The sequence below is a fragment of the Novosphingobium sp. 18050 genome (assembly GCF_902706195.1).
In the GTDB taxonomy this organism is placed as follows: Bacteria; Pseudomonadota; Alphaproteobacteria; order Sphingomonadales; family Sphingomonadaceae; genus Novosphingobium.
Map to the genome: position 1 here is coordinate 97874 of NZ_CACSJO010000006.1, position 24571 is coordinate 122444.

At 64.0% G+C, this 24571-nt stretch carries 13 protein-coding genes; 8 read left to right on the forward strand and 5 right to left on the reverse strand.

The annotated features are described in order from the left end of the window. From GVL61_RS08550 to GVL61_RS08575, 6 genes are all read left to right on the forward strand, one after another. Positions 1-1164 (forward strand): glycosyltransferase family 2 protein, encoded by a 1164-nt coding sequence (locus GVL61_RS08550; RefSeq protein ID WP_159978964.1) that lies wholly within the window; start codon positions 1-3, stop codon positions 1162-1164. 164 nt (positions 1165-1328) lie between these two features. Then, positions 1329-1754: a hypothetical protein gene (locus tag GVL61_RS08555; RefSeq protein WP_159978966.1), complete on the forward strand. Its 426-nt coding sequence runs from the start codon at positions 1329-1331 to the stop codon at positions 1752-1754. Next, positions 1751-6442, forward strand: a complete 4692-nt coding sequence (locus GVL61_RS08560) for a MupA/Atu3671 family FMN-dependent luciferase-like monooxygenase (protein WP_235037586.1) — start codon at positions 1751-1753, stop codon at positions 6440-6442. Before GVL61_RS08555 ends, GVL61_RS08560 begins: the two co-directional genes overlap by 4 nt. Before the next feature lie 15 nt (positions 6443-6457). Next, positions 6458-12967 carry a type I polyketide synthase gene (locus GVL61_RS08565; protein ID WP_159978968.1) on the forward strand — a complete coding sequence of 2170 codons (6510 nt, stop codon included), beginning with the start codon at positions 6458-6460 and terminating at the stop codon, positions 12965-12967. 19 nt (positions 12968-12986) lie between these two features. Beyond that, entirely contained in the window at positions 12987-13976 is a 990-nt protein-coding gene (locus GVL61_RS08570; RefSeq protein ID WP_159978970.1) for a glycosyltransferase family 2 protein, read from the forward strand. 5 nt (positions 13977-13981) lie between these two features. Next, complete coding sequence (locus tag GVL61_RS08575) at positions 13982-14677, forward strand: 4'-phosphopantetheinyl transferase superfamily protein (RefSeq protein ID WP_159978972.1); 696 nt, start codon at positions 13982-13984, stop codon at positions 14675-14677. A 31-nt stretch (positions 14678-14708) separates the two neighbouring features. On the opposite strand, the gene GVL61_RS08580 is transcribed toward GVL61_RS08575, so the two are convergent. Next, positions 14709-16121 (reverse strand): undecaprenyl-phosphate glucose phosphotransferase, encoded by a 1413-nt coding sequence (locus GVL61_RS08580; RefSeq protein WP_159978974.1) that lies wholly within the window; start codon positions 16119-16121, stop codon positions 14709-14711. Between the two features lie 105 nt (positions 16122-16226). After that, complete coding sequence (locus GVL61_RS08585) at positions 16227-16475, reverse strand: response regulator transcription factor (protein WP_159978976.1); 249 nt, start codon at positions 16473-16475, stop codon at positions 16227-16229. Positions 16476-16749: 274 nt separating this feature from the next. Here GVL61_RS08585 and GVL61_RS08590 point away from each other — a divergent pair, with 274 nt between their 5' ends. Next, positions 16750-16968 (forward strand): response regulator transcription factor, encoded by a 219-nt coding sequence (locus GVL61_RS08590; protein WP_159978978.1) that lies wholly within the window; start codon positions 16750-16752, stop codon positions 16966-16968. 355 nt (positions 16969-17323) lie between these two features. On the opposite strand, the gene GVL61_RS08595 is transcribed toward GVL61_RS08590, so the two are convergent. Then, positions 17324-17923: a TetR/AcrR family transcriptional regulator gene (locus tag GVL61_RS08595; protein ID WP_159978980.1), complete on the reverse strand. Its 600-nt coding sequence runs from the start codon at positions 17921-17923 to the stop codon at positions 17324-17326. 396 nt (positions 17924-18319) lie between these two features. Here GVL61_RS08595 and GVL61_RS08600 point away from each other — a divergent pair, with 396 nt between their 5' ends. Further along, positions 18320-20074, forward strand: coding sequence for a DUF4153 domain-containing protein (locus GVL61_RS08600; protein WP_159978982.1), 1755 nt, complete (start codon positions 18320-18322; stop codon positions 20072-20074). A 222-nt stretch (positions 20075-20296) separates the two neighbouring features. On the opposite strand, the gene GVL61_RS08605 is transcribed toward GVL61_RS08600, so the two are convergent. Next, positions 20297-21916: an alkaline phosphatase gene (locus GVL61_RS08605; RefSeq protein ID WP_159978984.1), complete on the reverse strand. Its 1620-nt coding sequence runs from the start codon at positions 21914-21916 to the stop codon at positions 20297-20299. 23 nt (positions 21917-21939) lie between these two features. Beyond that, positions 21940-24228 (reverse strand): TonB-dependent receptor, encoded by a 2289-nt coding sequence (locus tag GVL61_RS08610; protein WP_159978986.1) that lies wholly within the window; start codon positions 24226-24228, stop codon positions 21940-21942. Positions 24229-24571 lie beyond the last annotated feature (343 nt).

Here is a 24571-nt window from a genome sequence, read left to right on the forward strand (position 1 = left end):
ATGGTTGATATCCTCTGCTGGGCGCTCGCCGCCGTTGTCGGACTGCCGCTGTTCATACTGGCGGCCGAATGCATGTTGGGGGCTTCGCCTTCGGTAAAGGCGCCCTATATTCTGCCCCCCCCGTTCACCGTGCTGATCCCGGCTCATGATGAAGTGATCGGCATCGCCGCCGTCGTGCGCGCGGTGCGCCAGCAACTGCGTCCCTGTGACCGGGTGCTGGTGGTGGCCGACAACTGCACCGACGATACCGCCTCCATGGCCAAGGCCTGCGGCGCGGACGTGGTTGAGCGCAATGCCCCCGACCTGCGCGGCAAGGCTTATGCTCTTGTCCGCGGCCGGGAGGCGCTGCGTTTGCAGCCGCCCCCGATCGTCATCGTTCTGGATGCCGATTGCCTGCCCGCAAGGGGCGCCTTGCCCCGTCTTGCCGCCCATGCGGCGGGCAAGAGCGCGGCAGTGCAGGGATGCTACCTCCTGACCGGAACCCCTGATGCGACGCCACTAGTGCGGTTTTCGATCTTCGCCTTCCTGGTCAAGAATCTGGTTCGGCAGACCGGTCTGCAACGCCTTGGCGGCGGTGCGCTGTTGCAAGGCACGGGCATGGCCTTTCCTTGGCCGATGTTCGATACCGCACCGCTCGAAACCGCCTCGCTGGTAGAGGATCTCAAGCTCGGTTTGGATCTCAGGCTGGCGGGACGCAAAGTACAGTTCGATCCGCTCGCCGTCTTTACCAGCGGTGCGAGCGCGGAAAGCGCCACCCAAGGCCAACGAACCCGCTGGGAGCATGGCTCGATCGCGACCATGGCGCAGTACCTGCCCCGCTTGACAAGCGCTGCGCTGCGCGGCCGCCCCGCCCTGCTGGTGCTGGCAGCGGACATTGCCGTACCGCCGCTCGCGCTGCTCGCCGGCCTGACGGTGCCGATCTGCTTGTTACTGGCCATTATCGCAATGTTCACCGGCACCTTTGCTCCATTGCTCGCCCTGTTGGGTGTGGCGGCGGCGGCGGCGGCGGCACTGGTACTCGTCTGGTTTCGCTTGGGGCGTGACATCCTGCCCGCTGCGATAGCGAGGCAGCTGCCCCGCTACGTCCTGTGGAAGCTGCCGATATATCGCCGGCTTGCCGGTGCCAGGCAGACCCTCTGGGTACGTACCAGTCGCAAGCCTTGAGCGAGGTGTAGAAAGACGATGCAAGGCCATCGTGTGGTTCAATTACTGCCCGCGCGACTGTGTTGGGTGTTCAGAGTTCCGAATTTTCAGGAGCAATCCAAGTACTGGATTCGCCCCCTAGTCAAGAAAAGCGAATTGGTAGAATACAAGTAAAAATCGATGTGGTGATAAGTGATACCGTAAAACATCAAATAACGATCCAGCCGAATCCGTTTTACAAAATGGCAGGCGATCTCCGAAATTTCGATCGACCATCAACAACGCATATTCATGCGGTGGAGGGGCAAATGCGTCTCGTCGTTTCCAGTTTTCTGATTTCCGTTGCCTTGATGGCAAGCGCCCCGGCCAACGCCGTCGGGCATCCCAGCGGCGGCGATGCGCATTGCACCGTCGACGCAGCGACCAGCCATGGGCAGGCCGCAGGCAAAGGTGACAGCCCGATGCTGCTACCGGAGGGCGCATGCCCCCCGGAGGTCTCCGGGCCTGAGTGGAACGTCGACACCTGGATGCTGGCGATGCTTCTCCTTGGCGCGCTCGTCATCGGCGTGCCGGCTGCGCGTCGCCGCTCCGTTCCGGTGGTGTTTTCATGACATTCGCCGGCCCCGCATCGGGGATGGGCATGAGGTCGCGCTGCGTCCTGATCGGCTCGGAGAGACTACTCACCGAATGCGCTGCAAAGCTGCGGGATCGCGGGCATGAGATCGTCGCTATCGTCAGCGATCAGGGCCCGATCCTCGACTGGGCGGGGCAGGAACGCATACCGGTGCTGGGAAAGCCGTCGGCGCTGATCGACGCTGGCCTGCCTCCATTCGATTACCTGTTCAGCATCACCAATCTGCGCCGTCTGCCGGCAGAAATCCTGTCCTTGCCCCGCCGCGCCGCGATCAACTTTCATGACGGCTTGCTGCCCGGTTATGCCGGCCTCAATACGCCCGTCTGGGCGCTGCTCAACGGCGAGACACGGCACGGGATCAGCTGGCACCTGATGACGGCGGACGTCGATGCAGGCGACCTTCTGCTGACCCGCCCGGTCGACCTCGACGCCGACGACAGCGCACTTTCGGTTAATACCAAATGCTTCATCACCGCGCTCGACAGCTTCGACGCCCTGATCATGGGTCTGGAAACCGACACGATCGTACCGCGCCCGCAGGACGATGCGCCGGGCCAGCTTTATGGCCTCACCGCCCGGCCTGCCGGGGCCGGAATGATCGACTGGAACGGCGATGCCCAGGCCATCGCGCGGATCGTGCGGGCACTCGACCATGGCAGCTATGCCAATCCGCTCGGCACGCCGAAGCTCAGTATCGACGGACAGGTGCTGCTGGTCGGCATGGCTTCGATCCAGCCTGCCTGCTCGGGATTGCCCGCCGGTACAATCGTCTCGATCCAAGGCGAGGAACTGGTCGTGGCGACCGCGACGCACGACTTGCGGATCGGCGCGATCACCACTTGCGGCGGCCTGCCCTGCCGTCCCGGCGAACATGGACTGAAGCCCTGCGCAAGGCTGGACATCCCGAGCCCGCAGCAGCGGGCGGACCTGTCGACGCTGAATGCCGCCGTCGGCAGTTTCGAACCCTGGTGGCGCAAGCGGCTTGCCCGCCGCGAGCCGCTGCTGCTGCCGCATGTCGATCGCAGCGGGACCGACACTTCGCCAAACATGGCCCACCGCGATCTGGCGGTCCCCGGCGGGGCAACACCGAATCCCGCGCGCGACCGCGCTGTGCTGGCGGCGCTGGTCGCCAGCCTCGGCCGCATCACCGATAAACCCAGGTTTGACCTGGGCTATACCGACCCGATCCTGATGAGCCAGTATGGCGGGCTGGAGGCGTGGTTTTCGCCCCAACTGCCGCTGGGCATCGACATCGACTTCTCTCGCGGCATTTCGAACCTGCGCGAAGCGCTCTGCACCGAGATACGCCAGATCCGCCGTCGGATCGGCCATGCCGCAGACCTCTTCGGACGCAGTCCCGAGTTGCGTTTGGCACCTCAGGCTGAGGCGGGCGGCGATCCTTCTACCCTGCCCGTCGCCATCCTGCTGGTCGAGGACCTCGACAAGGCGGCTGCCCGCCCGGCCGCAGACCTCACCATCGCCCTGCTTTCGGATGGAAGCGCCTGCCGCTGGTTCCACGATCCCCGCCGCCTCGACGGTGAAGCAATCGAGACAATGCAGTCCGCCTTCCTCGCGCTGCTTGCCGCCGCCGATGCCGATCCCGACCGTCCGGTAGGTGAACTGCCTTTGATGGACCCGGATCAGCTGCGCCGCGTGATCGAGGACTGGAACGCGACCGACGTGGAAATCCGCCGGGATTTATGCATCCACGACCTGTTCGCGCAGCAGGTGGCACGCATGCCCGATGCTCCAGCCGTGACCTGCCGCGACCGGACGCTGACTTATGCAGAGCTTGATGCCCGCTCCAACCAGTTGGCCCATCAACTGCGCGCGCTGGGTGTCGGTCCGGACGTATTGGTCGGGCTGAACGCCGACCGTTCGGTCGACCTTGTCGTCGCCCTAGTGGCGATCCACAAGGCGGGCGGCGCTTACGTGCCGCTCGACCCGAGCTATCCGACGGACCGGATTGCCTACATGATCGCGGATTCCCGCGCGTCGATCATCATCACCGACAGCGCCCTGGTCCACGCCCTGCCGCCGACCGACGCGACGATCCTGTGCCTTGACGGCGACTGGCCCTTCATCGCAGAGCGTTCCAGCGAGCCGGTTCCGGCACTCGCCGTGCCGGAGAACCTGGCCTATGTGATCTACACGTCGGGCTCCACCGGCAAGCCTAAGGGCGTCATGGTGGAACACCGCAACGCGGTGAACTTCTTCGCGGGCATGGATCGCAAGCTGGAGGCCCCCGGCACATGGCTGGCGGTGACCAGCCTCAGCTTCGATATTTCGGTCCTGGAACTGTGCTGGACGCTCACCACGGGCTTTCATGTGGTCCTTGCCACGAACGACGATATCAAGGCGGCCCCGGCGATCGCGGCGGCGCAGACGCCGGTCGAGTTTAGCCTTTTCTACTTCCCCAGCGCCGATGCCAGCAGCGCCGCCGACCAGTATCGCCTGCTGCTGGAAGGCGCGAAGTTTGCGGACAATCATGGCTTCACCGCCGTCTGGACGCCGGAGCGGCATTTTCATGCCTTCGGCGGTCTATACCCCAATCCATCGGTCGCCAGCGCGGCGATTGCCGCGATCACTAGCAATGTCCAGATCAGGGGCGGCAGCGTTGTCCTGCCGCTGCACCATCCGATCCGCGTGGCCGAGGAATGGTCGCTGGTCGACAACCTTTCGCAAGGTCGCGTCGGCATTTCCTTCGCCGCTGGCTGGCAACCCAACGACTTCGTGCTGCGGCCCGAAAACTTCGCCGATCGCAACGCCGCGATGATGCGCGGCATCGATACGGTGCGCGCCCTGTGGCGCGGTGAAACGCGGCCCTTCCCCGGTCCGCTCGGCAGCGACGTGGAAACGGCGATCTACCCTCGCCCGGTCCAGCCCGAGCTTCCGGTATGGATTACCTCGGCAGGCAACGTCGATACTTTCGTATCGGCAGGCACGGCGGGAACCTTTGTCCTTACCCACCTGCTGGGCCAGACGGTGGAGGAAATGGCGGCCAAGGTCGCCCGCTACCGCGAGGCGTGGAAAGCGGCGGGTCATCCCGGCGAGGGTCATGTTACGCTGATGCTGCACAGCTTCGTCGGCAACGATGCCGAAGCCGTTCGCGAGGCCGTGCGCGGGCCGATGATCGCTTACTTGCGTACTTCGACCGATCTGGTGAAGAAGTTCGCCTGGTCCTTCCCGGCTTTCAAGCGCCGCCCCGGCATGGAGGAATCGAGCGCCCACGCCGACCTCTCCAGCGTCACCGAGGCGGAGATGGACTCGCTCCTGGAATATGCCTTCGACCGCTATTACGATACCAGCGGCCTGTTCGGCACGCCGCAGAACTGCCTGGCGATGGTTGCTCGGGTCCGGGCGGCGGGCATCGACGAGATCGGCTGCCTGATCGACTTCGGCCTGCCGGTGCAGCAGGTGCTCGACCACCTGCCCGCGCTCGACGCGCTGCGGCAGATGGCGAACCCGGGACCGTCGGTCCAGTCCGCCACGCTGCCCACGCTGATGGCCCGGCATGAGGTCACGCATCTCCAATGCACCCCTTCAATGGCGCATATGCTGGTCGCAGACGACGCAGCGCGTGCGCAGCTGGCGAAGCTCCAGCGCCTGATGATCGGCGGAGAAGCCTTTCCGCCTTCCCTCGCACAGGATCTCTACGCGCTCGCCGGAACGTCCGTCATGAACATGTACGGGCCGACGGAAACCACCATCTGGTCTGCCGTCCACAAGCTGGACGGGGCACCCGGTGCAGTGCCCCTGGGACGTCCGCTCGCCAACCAGCAGGTCTTTATCCTCGACAGCCGCCAGCAGCCCTGCCCGCCGGGCATTCCGGGTGAGCTGGTGATCGGCGGTGAGGGCGTGGTGCGCGGCTATCTGTTCCGGCCCGAACTGACGGCGGAGCGGTTCATCGCCCACCCCTTCCGTCCGGGCGCGCGTGCCTATCGTACCGGGGACCTCGCGCGGCAGCGCAGCGACGGCACGCTCGAATTCCTGGGAAGGCTGGATCACCAGATCAAGATACGGGGCTATCGCATCGAACTGGGCGAGATCGAGGCGGTGCTCAGCAGTCACCCCGAAGTGGAGCAAGCGATTGTCTCCGCCAGGGAGGACACTCCGGGGGATGTCCGGCTGGTCGGGTATTATGTACCAGCAAACGTTGCCAATACCCCTGTCGACGTACTGCGCGACCACATGCGCGTACATCTCCCGGAGTTCATGGTGCCGGCCGTGTTCGTGGAAATGCGGGCTCTGCCGCGCACGCCCAACGGCAAGGTCGATCGCGGTGCCCTGCCTGCCCCGCAGGGCGGTGCGATTTCTCCCGGTGGCGACTATGTCGCGCCGGGAGACGCCATGGAGGAGCGGGTGGCGGCCATCTGGCGCGAGGTTCTCAAGCTCGACAAGGTCGGCACGCACGACAATTTCTTCGACATCGGCGGTCATTCGCTGCTGGCGGTGCAAGTCCACCGTCAGCTGCGCGCCGCGCTCGACCGGCCGCTGCCGCTGACCGACATCTTCCGCTTTCCAACCGTCCAGACGCTCAGCGCGCATCTGTCGGGTGGCGGTGATGGCAATGCAGCAGTGATCGAAGGCCAGGCGCGGGCAGCGGAACGGCGGGCGGCACTCGATCGGCGCCGCGGCGTCAGGGCGCCGCTGGCAACACGATAACGGGGTGGACAAGACATGTATCGCAACGACGAGCATTTCGAGGGGCAATTCCCTGCCGCTGGCGGCGAGGAGCCCGAGAACGCAATCGCCATCGTTGGCATGTCCTGCCGTTTCGCCGGGGCGCGCGGAATCGATGCCTACTGGGATCTGCTGAGTGGCGGTGTCGAGGGGATAGAGCACTATTCCGAGGAAGCCCTGCTCGCCGCCGGGGCCGATCCGCGCATGATCGCCCGCCCCAACTACATCCGCGCCGGCGCGCCGCTGGCGGACATGGAATGCTTCGACAACGCCTTGTTCGGGCTCAGCCCGCGCGATGCCGCGATAATGGACCCGCAGCACCGCCATTTCCTGGAATGCGCCTGGGAAGCGATGGAGGATGCCGGCCACGTCGCGGACCGGGTGCCGGGCGCGATCGGCGTTTTCGGCGGCACCGGTCACAACGCCTACCTGTTCAGCAACCTGCTGACGAATCCCAAGCTGGTCCGCGATGTCGGGCCGTTCCTGCTGCGCCACACCGGCAACGACAAGGACTTCCTGTCGACCCGCGTATCGTACCTGCTCAACCTCAAGGGGCCGAGCGTCAACGTCCAGACGGCGTGCTCGACCTCGCTGGTGGCGATACACAGCGCGGTGCAAAGCCTGTTGAACCGCGAGTGCGATATGGCGCTGGCGGGCGCCGCCTCCATCGAACTGCCCCATGCACAGGGCTACCTGTACGAAGAGGGAGAGATCACCAGTGCGGACGGCCACTGCCGTCCCTTCGATGCGGATTCGACCGGCGCCGTCTTCGGCAGCGGCGTGGGCATCGTCGTGCTGCGCCGGCTTGAAGATGCATTGGCCGATAACGACCATATCTACGCGGTGATCCGCGGCTCTGCGGTCAACAACGACGGGTCGGGCAAAGTCAGCTACCTCAGCCCCAGCGTCGATGGCCATGCCGGCGTCGTCAGCGAAGCCCTGGATGTGGCGCAGGTCGATGCCCGCAGCGTCGGCTATGTCGAGGCGCACGGCACCGGCACGCGCGTCGGCGACCCGATCGAGATTGCTGCGCTGAGTCAGGCTTATCGCCGCCATACCGCCGACACCGGCTTCTGCCGCATCGGTTCGGTAAAGGGCAATATCGGCCATACCGACACCGCCGCCGGGGTCGCGAGCGTCATCAAGGTGGGTCTGTCCCTGCACTACGGTGCTATCGCTCCGACGCTTCACTATTCCCGGCCCAACCCGGCCTGCGACTTCGGCGACAGTCCTTTCTCTGTGGCGGGCGAGTTCGAGCCTTGGCCCCGCTTGCCCGGCAGGCCGCGCCGCGCAGGTGTCAGCTCGCTGGGTGTCGGCGGGACCAACGCCCACGTTATCATGGAAGAGGCCCCGCCGCGTGCGCCCGGCAGTGCCGGCCGCCCAAGGCAGGTACTGACGCTGTCCGCCCAGACGGCCACGGCACTGGAGGCAAACGCCGCCGCGCTGGGCAATCACCTTCGGGCAAACCCGGGGCTTAACCTCGCCGATGTCGCTTTCACTTTAAGTACAGGTCGCAAGTCACTGGCTTATCGTAAAATTATCGTTGCAAGAGACGGAACGGACGCTGCCGAGGCGCTTGCCCAACCCGCCAATGCACGAGTATGCAAAGCCGTGACTGGAAGCGGAAATCGCTCGGTTGCCTTCCTGTTTTGCGGCGCCGGCGCGCAATATGCCGGGATGGGCGCGGAACTCTATGCGAGCGAGCCGCTGTTCCGAGGTGTGATCGACGAGTGCCTGTCCCATCTGGGGCGCGAGGAAGGCGAGGTTCTCAAGGGCTGGCTCTATCCGGATGCGCAGAATGCCGAGCAGGCGGCACTGGCGATGCAGCGCCCCTCCATCGCGCTGCCGCTGCTGTTTTCGGTGCAGGTCGCGCTGGCACGGTTGTGGATGGCCTGGGGCGTCACACCCGGCGCCATGATCGGACACAGCTCGGGTGAATATGCTGCCGCGCATCTGGCCGGCGTGCTCAGCCTTTCCGACGCACTGACCATCGTGCGCGCCCGTGGCCGCCTATTCGAGACGGTGCCCGGTGGCGCCATGCTCAGCGTGCCGATGGCCGAGGCGGACATTGTGCCGCTGCTATCGCCCGAACTTTCGATCGCGGCGGTAAACGGGCCGAAGCTGGCCGTCGTATCCGGCCCTGCCGCCGCGATTGCCGCTTTCGCCGAAGAACTGGCCGCGCGTGAAGTGGAAACACAGACCGTGGGCATTTCGGTGGCGGCACATTCAGCCATGCTCGATCCGATCCTGGATGCGTTCAGGAAAGTGCTGGCGACCGTCCGGTTCAGCCCGCCCAGCCTCGCTTTCGTCTCCAACCTGACCGGCGACTGGATCACCGCCGCGCAGGCGACCGACCCGGAATATTGGGTGACGCACCTGCGCCAGCCGGTCCGCTTCACCGACGGTCTGGCGCGGCTGTTGGGCGATCCCGACCGCGTGCTGCTGGAAGTCGGCCCCGGCCGGGTCCTTTCAAGCCTCGCCCGCCAACACCCCGACCGCAATGCCGACCTGCCGGTGCTCAACAGCCTGCCCCATAAGGACGAGCGCAAGTCTGGCGATCTGGCCCATGTGCTCGATACGCTGGGCAACCTTTGGGCTGCCGGCGTGACCCCGGACTGGGACGCTTACTGGGCGGCCGAGCGGCGCTGCCGCCTGCCTTTGCCCACATATCGGTTTGATCGGCAGCGGCACTGGTTCGAACCGGGCACGGCTGCGATGGCCGCAATGGAACCTGAGATAGCGCCCGACCAGCCCCTGCCCCGCCATGCGGACATGGCCGACTGGCTATACGAGCCGATCTGGCACCGCGCGGCTCAGGAGGCAGTCGCCACGCCGGACGGCGTGACGCTGGTGTTCGAGGACAAGGCCGGGCTTGGTGCCGAAATTGCTGCCAGCCTGCGCGGGCAGGAACAGCGCGTCATCTCCGTGCGGCCGGGACGGCGCTTTCGCCAGATCGACGACGTGACGTTCGAAATTAACGTCCGCGCCGCCGAGGACTACAGCCGCCTGGCCACGACGCTTGCGGATCGCGATCTCGCGCCTGCCCGCGTCTATCACCTATGGCTGGTGACCGGCGAGACTGCGCCCGATGCCGCCGCTCTGCAGGACCTCGGGCTGCACAGCCTGGTCTTCCTGACCCAGGCGCTGGGCGAAGGCGACACCGGTCCGATTGCCGTCACCGTGGTTTCGGACGGCGTGCAGCGCGTCTGCGACGAGGAAGGGATGGTGCCTGCCAAGGCCACCATCCTCGGCGCATGCCGTGTCATCCCGCGGGAATATCCCGAAATCCGAGTGCGCAGCGTCGATATACGTCTACCCCGCCGCAACGGCCCCGCCTGGGCCACCTTGCGCGACATGTTGATCGCGGAAAGCGCGCAGCCCGACGACGCCGAAGTCATCGCCTATCGCGCCTCCGAGCGCTGGACGGCCAGCTTCGCGACTGCCCGCACGCCCGTCACCGCGCCGATACCGGCCGAGATCCACCTCAAGCAGGAAGGCGTGTACCTGATCACCGGCGGCCTTGGCGGGCTGGGCATGGTGATGGCCGGGCACCTTGCACGGACCCGCAAGGCCCGGCTGGCCCTGCTGGCACGCCGCGCCTTGCCGCCGCGCGAACAATGGCAGGACATCATGGCCCGCGCCGGAGCCGACCCGGTGGCCCGCACGATCCGCAAGATCCGCGCGATCGAGGCGGCTGGCGGCGAAGTCATGCTGATCGTCGCCGACGTCTGCAACGTTCGCGCGATGCGCAGGGCAGTGAAGCAGATCCACCAGCAATGGGGCCCGATCGACGGCGTCTTCCACACCGCCGGCGTGATCGACGACGGACTGCTCCAGCTCAAGACCCGCTCCTCGATAGACCGCGTACTGTCGCCCAAGCTCCACGGCACGCTTGCGCTCGACGTGGCCCTCAAGGACGAGCGGCCCGAATTCATGCTGCTGTTCTCCTCGATCAGCGCTTTTGCCGGGATACCCGGGCAGGTCGACTATGCTGCGGCGAACGCCTTCCTCGATGCTTACGCCCAGAGCCGGCGGGACGATGTGACGAACGTCGTCTCCATCGCCTGGAGCCGTTGGCAGGACGTGGGCATGGCGGCCGATCTCGCCGAACAGGCAGCCGGGGACCGCGCCACCGCACCGCTGGGCGTAGGCGAGGCGATGGACCATCCGTTCCTGCACGCCATGCACCGGCTGTCGCCAACCGAAGTGATCGTAGAGGGCATGCTTTCGCCCGATCGCCACTGGCTGCTGGACGAGCACAGGCTGGCAGACGGTTCCTCCCTCATCCCCGGCACCGGCTTCCTCGAACTTGCGCGGGCCGCTTTCGACAGCCTTGAGGCCGGACCAAGCGAACTGGCCGATATTCTGTTCCTGACGCCCTTCGCCGTCCCCGACGGCGAGAGCCGGACCTTGCGTATCCACATGCATCAGGAGCGCGACGGCGACTGGCACTTCTCCATCCTCGGCCGCGCTGTGAACGGCGACCCGGAGCAAGGCTGGACCGAGCACGTCCGTGGCGTCATCCGCCGCCTCGCCGCCGCGCCCCTGGCGCCGCAAGACGTGCATGCGCTGCTGCAACGCATGCCGGCAGAGGGCAATGCCGAAGCACTTGTCGATGCATCGTCGATGATGCGCTTCGGGCCGCGCTGGCGGTCGGTGCGTCAACTGCGCATCGCCGATGGTGAGGCCGTGCTGGAACTGGCGCTGGACCGCCGGTTCGCCCACGATCTCGCCCATATAGCGCTGCACCCCGCCCTGCTCGATTTCGCCACGGCGGGCGCGCAGTGCCTGATCCCGTCACGGCGTCCGGGACAGGATTTCTTCGCGCCTGCCTCCTATGGTTCGATCAAGCTCTATCAGGCCTGCCCCGCGCACCTGGTCAGCCATGTCCGTTGCCGCCCCGTGACGAGCGACGCCATTGCCGTGTTCGACGTGACGCTGCTCGATCCCCAAGGCCGGGTGATCGCCGAGATCGCCGAATTCACGATGCTCCGTCTTTCGGACACCGCCCGGCTCTCCGGCACCGAAACTACGGCACCACGCCCGGCAAGCAGGCCGCTTCCCGCAGAGCCGGCGAGCGACGGTCTGGTCTCCGCCGAAGGCGTGGCGATCGTCGAGCGCGTGCTGGCGGGCGTGCGAGCCAGCCATGTCATCATCTCGCCCACCGACCTGCACCAGACACTGGCCCGAATCCGCGCGCCCTATCAGCCGACAGCGGCGTTCGAGCGGGACGACGAAGCACTCGGCGGCGATCCCCCGGCGACCGCTGCTGAGCGCATCATCGCTGAAATCTGGAGCGAGATGCTGGGCGTAAGGCACATCCAGCGCAGCGACGACTTCTTCGACCTTGGCGGCCACTCGCTGCTGGGCGTGCAGTTCATGAACCGCCTGCGCAAGCGGACCGGCAAGCAACTGCCGCTGGCCACACTGCTGGAAAGCGCGACGGTAGAGAAGCTGGGCCGGCTGATTGATCCCGAAGGCGCCGCCGTGGTCGGCTCCAGCGAAGCGCCGGAGGAGGAAGTCGCCGCCAACCGCAAGATCATCACCATCCGTCCCGGAAGCCGGAAAACCCCGCTGTTCCTGGTCCACGATGGCCTGGGCGAAACGCTGCTCTACCGCGCGCTGGCGATGCGGATGGACCCCGATCGTCCGGTTATGGGCATCGAGCCGGACGTCTATGCCGGCGGCGCCTACCTGCACACCAGCATCGCCGAAATGGCCCGCGCCTACATCGTGCGGATGCAGACGGTGCAGCCGCATGGCCCATACCTCATCGCAGGACTTTGTGCCGGCGGCGTCATCGCGTTCGAGATGGCCCGCCAGCTGCAGGAAATGGGGGAGAGCACTGCCTTCGTCGGCATCGTCGATGCCGCAGATGTCGAAGCGCACAAGCGCTCGTTCTACATCACCCGTACCCGCATCCAGCGCGTCCGCGCACTGCTGCGCGGCGATGCCGGAGGGCCACCTCCCAGCGTCGGCCTGCTGATGCGCCGCGCGACCAACGCCGTCGTCTACGACGTATCGACCCGCCTTGAGTGGATGAGCCGCACCCGCAAGGTCGCCCGCATGGCCGAAGGCCCAAGCCCGGCGAACGACGAGGTGCAGGTCGCCGCGCCAAAGCTGTCGTTCCTGCATCTCTACGAAGTGGCCCACAGGGCGCACCGCCCCAGCGGCCTGTTCGAAGGCGGCGAAGTGGTCCTGTTCAAAGCCATGCAGGGTACGGGCGCCGATGACGATGTTCCCTATTGCGATCTCTATACCGATTGCATCTTCGGCTGGGGAAAGCGGGTAGAGGGCGACGTAACGGTCGTCTCGGTGCCGGGCGGGCACAGCAGTGTCCTGCAGGAACCCAATGTGGACGTACTGGCAGGCGCAATGCGCGAGGCCATCGCCCGCGCCCGGCCGGACGAAGACGTAGTTCAGGAACCGATACCGATCATGCATGCGCCGCCGCCTACGGTGGACTTCGGACGCAGGGCAGAGACAGCCCAATTGCAAGTCCAGTGACATAGTGAGGAACGGCAGCATGGAGCGCCAGCAGCGGCCGACCCTGATGGTCGTGATCGTGAATTATCGGACCGGAAAGCTGGTCGTCGACTGCCTGGCCAGTCTGGACAACGAAGTCGCGGCCTCACCCGGCACCCGTGTGGTGGTAGTGGACAACGATTCACGTGACGGTTCGGCCGACACGATTGAAGCGGCCATCGAGGCACGGGGCTGGTCCGACTGGTCTAGCCTTGTGCGATCTCCCGTCAATGGCGGTTTTGCAGCCGGCAACAACCTTGCCATCCGCGCTGCGCTCGCCGATGCGGCGGCGCCGGACCTGTTCTGGCTTTTAAACCCTGATACGCGTGTTCATCCAGGTGCTTTGAGTACATTCCTAGATTTTTTCGAGGCCAACCCCACCGTGGGAATCGCTGGGAACTTGCTGCTCTATGGCAATGAAATGCCATGGCCTTTTGCCTTCCGCTTCCCCTCCATCCTGAGCGAGCTGGAACGCGGCGCCGCCTTCGGACCGCTGACCAAGCTGCTGCAGAACCATTGCGTGGCCAGGGTCATGGGAACCGCGCCTGAGCAGGTCGATTCCGTATCGGGTGCCAGCATGGTGGTCCGGCGCGCAACGCTCTATGCAACCGGCCTGATGGATGAGGGCTATTTCCTCTATTACGAGGAGACAGACTTCTGCCGAAGGGCGCGGCAGCAGGGATGGAGTTGCTGGTATTTGCCCTCGGCGGTGGTTCTGCACATTGCCGGCCAAAGCACCGGCCTCAAGGACAACCAAGCCTCGAGGATTCCGCGCTACTGGTTCGATTCCCGCCGCCGCTATTTCATAGTCAACCACGGCAAGGGCTATGCCATCATCGCGGACATCGCCTGGCTGGCTGGGCATGTGTGGTGGCGTGTGCTGCGCCGTTTGCGGACGCGAAAAGAAACCGTCGTTCCCTTCCTGCTGCGGGACTTCATCGCGCGGTCCGCCTTGTTCAACGACGCACAAGCCCTTCCCGGGCGGGCGTGAAGGCTATGGGTCTCGCTCTCGACCTTTCGTCCTTTGCCCGGCCATTGGTGGGCGACGTACCGCTGGAGCTGTGGCTACTGGACTTGTCCGGCCCCCCGCCCGCAGAGGCGATCGCCTGGCTCTCGCAGGAGGAGCGTGACCGAGCGGCCCGCTTCGCCTTCTCCCGCAACCGGGAGCGCTATCTCAATGCACATATCGCCCTGCGGTTGGTGCTGAAGGAATATTGCGGGCTGGCCCCGCATCGCCAGCGCTTCGTTCCGGGGCCTGATGGCAAACCGCAACTCGCAGAGCCGGCGGACTGTCATTTCAGCCTCAGTTATGCAGGGGACCTGGCGCTGATGGGGATCGACTGCGACAGCGCAGTCGGAGTCGATATCGAATGTGACCGGCCTATTCCCGATGCCGACGAATTGAGCGCCCTGCATTTCCATCCAAGAGAGCAGCAGGCGCTGTCTTCGCTGCCGCCACCCTTTCGCCACGGCACCGGCTTTCTTCAGGGCTGGACCCGCAAGGAAGCCTGCCTGAAGGCGCTTGGCCACGGATTGACGATGCCGGCGGCACAAATCCATTCCGGTCTCAAGGGACGCAGGCCTGTGCGCATGGACGGACGGGTCGTTCTGGAAGTGGGCTGCTGCCCGCCGCTGACCGGCTACACCGCCGCATGGGCGCGCACCATCGATCATCTAGACTGCCGCGCTTAGCCCTGCCGGGCTTCGTGCAGCAACACCCCTGTCAGTAGGCATTCTGCTGGCGCAGCACCGTCACGACCGTCTGCGCCAGGATACGCAGGTCGAACCAGATCGACCAGTTGCGCACATAGTAGAGGTCATGCTCCAGGCGGCGGAGCAGTTGCTCCTCGCTATGCGTCTCTCCCCGCCATCCGCAGACTTGCGCCCACCCGGTCATGCCGGGCTTCACGTTGTGCCGTGCGGGATAAGACTGCGAGATTTCTCCGAACAGGCGGCCGGCAGCGCGGGTCGATACGGCATGAGGCCTCGGCCCCACCATGGACATGTGTCCCAGCAGCACGTTCAGCAGCTGCGGCAGCTCGTCCAGGCTAGTGCGACGGAGGATGGCGCCGACGGCGGTGACACGCGGGTCATTGCGCCGCGCCTGTATTACGGCATCGGCCTCATCGGCGACCTGCATGGTGCGGAATTTCAGAATTTCGAAGTCGCGGCAGTTGTAGCCCTGCCGCTTCTGCCGGAACAGCACCGGCCCGGGCGAATCCAGCTTGATGGCGATCGCGACGATCATCATCAGCGGTGCCAGCAGGATCAGGGCCATCAGTGAAAGGAGACGGTCTTCGGTTGCCTTGAGCAGGCGCTGCCCGCGGGACAACGGCCAGTCCAGCAAAGTGAGGACAGGCCACTCGCCCAGCACCGTCACGGCATTCTGCGTCCAGGAAAATCCGCCGCCGGCTGGCGCCAGGCGGATCTCGACAGGCGTGTCAGACAAGCGGGCCACGATCGCGCGGGCTCGACTTTCCTGCCCTTGCGGCAGCGCGATGATGACGCGGTCGATAGCGCCCAGCCGGATCGCCACGAGCAAGGCGTTCAGGTTGCCTCGATAGGGCAATGCGCCGCCTTGAGGCGTGGTCTGGAAATCGAGAGGCTCAGCTTCGTCGTCACAGTAGAAGCCCGTGAGCGACAATGTCAGCAGCTTATGTTGTGTTATATAACGAACCAGTTCGCTAACCTGTTCTCCGGTCCCGATCACGGCGCTGCGTTGATCGAAGACCCCTCGCCGCCGCAGTCCGGTCATGGCGGTAGACATACCTATACGGCCCAGCGCCAGAGCAGAGCCGCAAGCGATAGACCAGATATAGATATCCCCTGCAGCAAGCGGCATCCTGCCAAGCAAAGCAGCGCTAAGGCCAAGAACGAACAGGGTCACCCCTGCCCAGGCGTTCATTGCGCGCAGTACCGACCGTCCGGCTGACAGATGAGCCTGAAGCTCGTAGGCCCCCACCAATTGGGCTATGACTGCAAACAGGGCGCTCGACACGATGCCAATTCGATCGAGACGAAGCGCCTGCAATTGGCCTTCATGGTGCCCCAACGCCTGCCCTGCAAGCAAACTGGCGACGACGATGAGCGCCACATCGATGAAACATACGGCGCCTTGCATGCACTGTATGGGCATCGACCAGGTCCGAACATCGGGAAGCCCGTTTTCTCGCAGCACAGAATTGCCGTTGCCGACACTGTGAGGATCGGATGATAGCGCCGTCACTAGTGCCCCCGATGTCTAGGCAGCGTTGAATATATATCCAGGCGCCGCGTCGCCGATCATGCCGTTACGGATGACGTAAGCGATCATGTGAACACGGTTTCTTGTGCGGGTTTTCAGTCGTACGTTTTCGACATGCCGCTCAACGGTACATGGTGCGATCGACAAAGTTAGTGCGACCTCTTTCGCGGACATGCCGCGAGCCACCAGGCAGACCACTTCAGATTCTCGAACAGTGAGCTGCAGATTGCAAAGTTTATCCGCCATAATTTCCCCCATAAGCGCATGAAAACAAGAGATTATTTTACTCAAGGCTTCACTACTGGAATTATGGGAAATCGAAACTTCGCTGGCGACCCCTATAGGATTTTCCCATCGGTAAATTTATATAACACAGTTTGTAGACCCAGCACCAGTTTTGTTCGTAGTACGTTTTTTTACGTACATCTATTGCCGTTGCATCGTAACAGCAATCACAGGAAGATCGCGCTACTACCAGCAACTATGGTTGGTTAGTTACGCAACGAATTGGACTGACGGTATGGCTGATGGAGTTGGCGTAAACATTGAAGGGCTGACCAACAGGGAATCGGAGATCTTGCGTGCAATTGCCCAGGGACTGTCCGCCAAAGAAGTCGCCAAACAGCTGAACATCGCTCCGCGCACGGTGGAACGACATATAGATCATATCAGATTAAAGACTCGGACGCGCAACCGCTCGCACATGGTGGCATTCGCTATCGCCAACGGTCTGGTATAACGCCTACAATCGGCAGCCACTGCCGGGCATACCAAACGCACTGCCCAGGGCGATGGCCGAAGACTCCTCACATTGCCGTTCTGTAGCCAAATCGAATCAGACGGGCACGGAACCCCGTTCGAGCCATCGGCGAAAACGGACACTGCGCCGCCACCTGAAAAATCCATGGCGCCCGGCAATGTGACAGCAGGATTTTTGTGTCCCGGCACCTGCTCCGACAGCCGGACCATCACTAAACAGTGTTCAATAGTAGATTGAAACACGATTAATTGTCGCTCTAGGTCTTTATCGACGAGCAAAGCGTCAGCTTATTGCGTCGTGAGGCCTCGGCGATGATCGCGGCTTCGTCAGCCTGTCAGCCGCGTTCCAGCGCGTTAACGAGGCTCTCGCGCACACGGGACAGGGCAAGCCCCGCCGGATCGCGTTCACCCATGAGAGCGAAGCTGCCGTTGAGATCAAAGGTGCAGTGCCCATGCACTGTGGCCACCAACGAGCGGGCAAGTCGCGGGGCTTGGTCGCGGAAGGCTTCGGGGAGTGCGGCAGCGACCTCAGCAACCACAACGTCGGTCAACTCCCCGCGCAGCATGTCATGCTCAGGCGGCATGGTGAAGTCGGGCGGCAGGTGGTGGTCGTAGATCGCCATCCAAGCATTGCGATTGGCTCGGGCGAAGCCGAAGTAACCTTCCACCAACGCGCGGATGCGGTCTTCACCGCCATCATCCAAAGCCTTACGAATATAGTCGGTCCACAGCACGAACGTGCGAGTGTTGATCGCAATGAGCAGCCGGTCGTAGCTGCCGAATACGTTGTAAAGCGTGCCGATGGTGTAACCGATCCGTTTGGCGACCTCACGCGCGGAGAAGCGCGCAAAGCCGACCTCGGCCATATGCTTGTGGCCCTCGACGATGAGCATTTCTTCCAGCTCTTTGCGACTATGGTCTGATCGGCGTGCCATTGCAGTTTCATAGGGAAACCAGCGTAAATTGGATAGTGTTTAATATTTATATTGAACACCGTTAAATATCGGCATTGTCTATGAGAGCAGAAACAAAGAGCTGTCTGTTATCAGCGGCCTGCGACGTGTCTCGAGAATATAAATTCCGGCCATTTCCACCCGGTCACCGCGCAATCCCTCCTCGAATCGTCCGATCGACCGAGCAAGATCGTCTTCGTCCCGCCGGGGCAAACAGTTCAAGATGGGGGTAGATTCCTTGCCAAATGCGGCCTCTTTATGATCGATGTTTAATTATTTATTGAACACTGAATATTTTCTGGATAAAGCGGCTTATTCCCGCCGCAGCTGTCACGGCCACTGCCGGCCAACAGATCCCCGGCCGAAAGGACAGGTTCCATGGACTCCCTTTTCCCGCTTTCTTCGCTCCCCCCATCCAACGCCAACGCCGCTAATGCCGACTGGCCCGTGCGGGCGTGGGGATTGGCGCTGCTGGGAGCGCTCGCGGGGCTGGTGATCTACTTCCTCACCCTGGACCATGATACTCCCCCTGCATCGGAGCAAGCTGCACAGGTAAAGCTGGCGTTCGCCACTTTCGTGGGAATTGGCGCCATATTGTTTGGCTTCCTGGTCGAGCGTACGCGGCCAGCATGGACCCTGGGCTTTGTCACCCTTGCCGGTCTGGTGGTGGCCTTCGCCACCTACTGGAACGGACCGTTCAACGGGCATGGCTCGGCCGATATCTGGCAAACTGTCTGCGCCTTACTAAGCGTTGTGATCGCCGCGCCGCTTTTCCAGTCGTGGCGGGTCCGCCGGGACCAGGCCACTGGCCGCTTCGATATTCCCTATGCTCAGGCTTACCATTATGCTTGGACCAACGTAGTGCTGTGGTGTGCCGCCTGGGCCTTCGTATGTGTTACCTGGCTGATGGCGCTCCTGCTGGGCGAACTGTTCCGGCTTATCGGCATCGGCTTGCTGTACGAGCTGTTGCAGAAGCACTGGGTTATCTTGATGCTGATTGGCGGCGCCTTGGGCGCAGGTATCGGCCTGCTGCGCGACCGAGAACAGATTCTCGGCCTGCTGCAGCGGGTAGTCACCACGGTGTTGGCGGTACTCGCGCCGGTGCTGGCGCTGGGACTCATCGTTTTTCTCGCCGCCATTCCCCTCACCGGCCTTGCCCCCTTATGGGAGGCTACCAAGTCGACCACGCCGATCCTGCTGGGCTGCATCATCGGAGCCTTGTGCCTGACCAACGCCGTGATCGGCGAAACCGATGCACAGACGCCGCGTAGCGCCGTGCTGCGCTTCAGCGTCCCGGCACTGTGCCTTTCCGTGTTGCCGCTGGCGATGATCGCCGCGATTTCAACCGGCAGCCGCATCCATCAATACGGCCTCACGCCCGATCGGCTATGGGCGGTGATGTTCACAGGCATCGCCTGCGCTTATGGTCTGGCCAGCTTCGTTGCACTGATACGTGGCCGGCTGGCTCCTGCCGCCCATCTGCGCACGGCCAACCTGCGCCTTGCCATTGCCCTGTGTGCGCTGGTCTTCCTGCTTTCGACCCCGCTGGTCAGCTTCGGTGCACTGTCCACCCGCGATCAGGTCGCCCGCCTGCGCGATGGAACCACGCCCGCCGACAAGTTCGACTGGCGCGCGCTGCGCTTCGAATTTGGTTCTGCTGGAGTTGAAGCGACGCGTGAACTTACGCGGAACGGCGCTACGCCGGCGATCCGTGCTGCCGCAGCCGAGGCGATAAAGGCCAAGAGCCGCTGGGAGATTTCTCCCTTGGAATTTGAAAGCCCCCAGCCCGTCATCGACCAGAAACGCCTGACCATTCTACCGCGAAAGATTGCCCTACCCGAGGCGCTGCTCGCCAAGCTGCCCGACTACAACGCCTGCGGGCTCGACGCCCCCTGTGCGGTGCTGCACGAAGCTGGCAGCAATGAGGCCATCGTTCTGCACGGCGCACGCGTCAACATCTGGCGACAAGAAGGCAATGTCTGGTCGAATGTCGCCGGTGGTGACAGCTTCCCCGGAACCGAGCACCTGAATCAGATCGATGCCGGCATCGCGGCCGGCAGGGTTGAAATGCGTGACGTGACCCGCCGCCAGATGTTCGTGGACGGCAAGCCCGTTGGCCAACCGTTCGAATGATGCACACCCACTGAGATCCGCGCCTGAGACCGGCACCGACACTTTCGGCACTGAGCAGAACTTCGGCAAGCCAAATGATCCGCCGCCGCCGCATAGCATGGGCGCCATCCGGCCAGGCTGCGAAGGCATCGGCCGTGGATGCTAATGTGCCCCTGCCAGACTTGCATCAGCAGAGGCACATCCATCGCCGCTAGTGGCGCGTTCACAGCCGTTGCAGCGCATTCACGCGCTGGCGAAGCGGCGCTCGTTCCATTTCACGGCAAGGCCCTCGCTGGTCGTGCCTTCGGTTGTGTGGCGGGCGATCGTGCCCATGAAATGCCACTGGCCGCTCACCTGCTCCGGTGTCATGTCCAACGATACATAGCCGCGGCGACTGGTATCCGCGAAGGCCAGCCCCGGGTTCGCACCGCGTAGCGCCTTGGCCAGTTCGGCAGGCGGCAGCGCGGGCAGATAGGTTTCGTAGCCCGGCGAAGTGACTGAGTGCCCGGCATATTCGACGCCGGCCGCAGCCCCCTCGATCGACAGTTCGTTGCCCCAGGCGTTGTGGCTGTCGCCCGAGAGCACGACAAGGTTGCAGTCCGCCTCTCGCGCGGCGCGCAGCAGGCGTTCGCGCGCGGCGGGGTAGCCGTCCCACGAATCCATGTTGAACGGCAGTCCGGCTTTCGCGGCGGCGGCGATGGCCATAAGTGCCTGCCGGACCTTGGGATCGCCATCCGCCGGAACCAGATCACCCATCTGCACCGGGGCCTTGAGCGAGCCCATGACAACCTGCTGGGCAAGCACCTGCCAGCGCGTGCCCGACTTTGCGGATCTGGCCAGTGCGCCGTGGAGCCAGGCTTCCTGCTTGGCGCCCATCAGGGTGCGGTCGGAAGCCATCCACGGACCGTCGCGGAATTCGGCCAGGGCCTTGGCCACGTCGGCGTTCCCGGCCATCACCGATCCGAAGTCCAGCTGCTGGTTGCGCGCCGTAATGCGGGTTTCCGGGCGGAAGATCGTCGCCAGCGAACCGATCTGGAAGCTGTCGTAGACCGCATCGGACACCGGCATCCATTCCCGGTAGGCCTTTTCCGCAGCCGCCTTGCGGACAGACCACGCACCTTCCTTGTCGCTCTGGTGATTTTCAGCGCCGTCCTTCCAGGCGTCGTTGGCCAGTTCATGGTCGTCCCACTGCGCGATCATCGGAAAACGCTGGTGCAGGCGGCGCAGGTCCGGGTCGAGGCGGTAGCTGGCGAAGCGCAGGCGATAGTCGGCCAGCGTCACCGTCTCGTTGGCAGGTTCGATCATGCGGCCGGCCATCGGGTTCTCGGGGTAGTGGCCGTATTCGTACTCGTAGAAGTAGTCGCCGACATGGATCACGAGGTCGAGGTCGTCGCGCGCGGCGGCATGGGCGTAGGCGTTGAACCAGCCGAACGGCATGTTCGAGCAGGAGAACAGGCCGATACCAAACCGATCCACCTCACCCACCGGCAGGGTGCGGGTACGGCCGACGTCACTCATGCTGCCGTCGGGCGCGATGAAGCGGTAGTTGTACCATCTGCCGGCGGTGAGGCCCTTGACTACCAGCTTGGCGCAGTTGTCATGCGCCGGAGAGGCGACGACATCGCCGCCGCCCGCGATCTTGCGGAAGGTCTCGTCCTCGGAAAGCTCGCAGCGCAGCCGGGTATCGCCGCTGCCGACATAGCGAGTCCACAGCAGGACCGAATGGGCCGCCGGCTCGCCGCTGGCGACGCCGTGGGTAAAACCGCGCGCGGTGAGGATCTGAGCGACACCGGGGGTTGAAAGCGCGGCAAGGCCGAAGGCGCCCGCGCGAAGCAGCAGACGGCGATCAAGGTTGAGAGTCATGGTCTGTTTCCTGAAAGCTGCGATCAGTAACGGGCGGTGAATTCGATGCCGTACGTGCGCGGTTCGGCCGGGATAAAGGTGGGATAGCCGAACGAGCCGCCGGTATTGCCCGCATCGAGCAGGTAGTTCTTGTCCGTCAGGTTGCGGGCATAGCCGGCAATCTGGAAGCGGCCGTCCATCAGCGACACGCCGCCGCGCAGGTTGACCAGCGTGACCGGGCTCTGGCTGATCGCATCGCGGTTGGGGATCTCGAAGTAGATCTTGCTGCGGTAGGTCACGCTGGGCGTCAGGAACACGCTGGCATTTTCGTTGACCGGCACGTTCAGGTTGAATCCCGCCGACCACTGCCACTTGGGCTGAAGACGGAACTGGTTTCCGGCGTATGCGCCGTTGGAAGCCTTGTCGTCGATACCGCCGCCGATGTAGCCCACGTTGCCGAAGGCGCTCAGCCAATCGGTGAAGCGCGCCTCGAGTTCGGCCTCCACGCCGATGTTGGAAGCCGACCCTGCGCTTTCGGTGCGCGCGATGCCGCTGGCGTCAAGTACCGAAACCTGGAAGTTGCTGTATTTGTTGTAATAGACACCCAGCGAGCCGGAAAACATGCCCACCGCCCCCTTGATGCCGGCCTCATAGTTCCAGACTGTCTCGGACTTGATAAGGTCGAGGTCAGCGACCGGACCGGCAGCGGCGGAAAGCTGGACCACCGGCGAGCGACGCCCTTCGGAGATCGTCGCGTAGATGTTGAGGTTGGGCGACAGGCGATAAAGCGCGTTGAAGCGCGGCAGCACAGCCGCATAACTGCGCCGGGCGCGGAAAGTCTCGCCGCCCGTGTCGACCGCCGGCAGCAGCGGCTGTCCGTAGAGCGGGGCATTGGGCTGGTTGGCGGAGTAGCCCGAACGGCGCGTCTCGATCAGCACGCGCGCGCCGGCCGTCAGTTCCAGCGCGGGGGTGGGCGTCCAGGTGGCGTCGCCGAACATCGACCAGGTCTGGTTGCGGCCTTCGTTCTTGTACCAGCTCTGGTAAGGCACCGTGGTTGCCAGCCCGCCCGAGGCAAGGCCCGTCGCCAGCGAGGCGGGGACCGAGTTGTTCGGCGCCACGCAGCCCAGGCCCCGAATGATGTTGGCGCTGCACTGCAGATACGTGCCGACTTCGGAAGACAGCGGCACGTACTGCGAACTGTCCTCGATGATGTAGTTCCACCCGAACGAGGCGCGCCACTGGTCGTCGCTATAAGTGAAGCGGCTCTCGTGGCTGGCCTGCCAGCCCTTGGCGTGCTCGGCGAATTCGAGATACCAGGCGGCCGAGCCGTCGGCATCGAAGACTTCCAGCGCGTCGAAATTGCGGTAGCCGTTGACGGTGGTGAAGTTCCAGCCGTCCGCGAAGTCCCAGCTCATGGTCAGGTTCGCGTCGTAAACGTCGCGGTGCAGGCCCAGCTTGTCGGCGCCAAGCACTTCCTTCGAAAGCGGCGATCCACCCAGATATGCGGCGCCATAGAGGCCCTCTACCGACGTCGAGCCCAGGTTCTTCGACAGGAACGGCGTGCCCGAATTGCGCTGGCGGTCGTAAGTCAGCACGAGGTCGGCGGTGAAGTCGCTGGTCGGCGTGAAACGCAACGATCCGCGCAGGCCGAGCTGGTCCTGCGCGTAGAGGTCATCCTGACCGAGCGCGAGGTTCTCGATATAGCCGTCACGCTTCTTCCACTGGCCGGCGATACGCGCGGCGATCACGTCGCTGCCCATGTTCACGAAGCCTTCGACACGGGTCGCATCGAGGTTGCCATAAGCCCCGGTAAGCGAGGCAGACGTCCCCGCCTCGGGCTTGGCCGAGACGAAGCTGATCGCGCCGATTGTGGCGGCGGTCCCGAACAGGGTCGCCTGCGGGCCCTTCACCACTTCAACGCGGTCAAGATCGTAGAGGCCCTGATAGGCTCCGCGCGAACGCGAGATATCGACGCCATTGTAATAGAGTGAAACGCGCGGGCCCTGCTGTGCCGAACCGCTGTCGGAAGTAATGCCGCGGATCACGAAGCCGGGGTTGTTGGCGCTCTGGATCTGGACGTTGAGCCCGGGGACATAGTTCGACAGTTCGCCGATATCGGTCACGCCCAGTTCGCGCATTCGCTCACCGGTCTGGACCGAAAGGGTCATGGGCACGTCGAGGGCGCGCTGCTCGACCTTCTGGGTCGTCACGATGATCGAGTTCGCACCCTCATCGCCCGTGGCACCGTCTGCTTCGGCGGCGAAAACTGCGCCCGGCATCATCGCCAGTGCCGTTCCGGCAAGAAGAGTGGCGGCACAAGTCGCGAGTTTCATTGCGATTTCCCTGGGTTCGTTGGATTGGGAGGGGGCCTAGTCGCTGTCCATTACGGCGCAAAGGCGCTAGCGTCACTCTCCTGTGACAGTCGCGATATGTGTCCCATACGACACATGTTGCCCTTCAGGGTCGAGTACAGCCCCGGGGCTGCTCAAGGGCCTTTGTCGGCGAATTCGGCGGTTGCGATCTCGGTGATCTGAGGTCGGTTGCGTTCAGCGAACTTTTCTCGCATCGCGCCGCAGCTGCGGGCATGTCATCGCCATGGCAAGGCAAGGCGCGTTCATCATTTTGTCGGGTCTTTGCGGCACAGAGGCCTGCGACAAGTTTCGAAACGGAGATGCG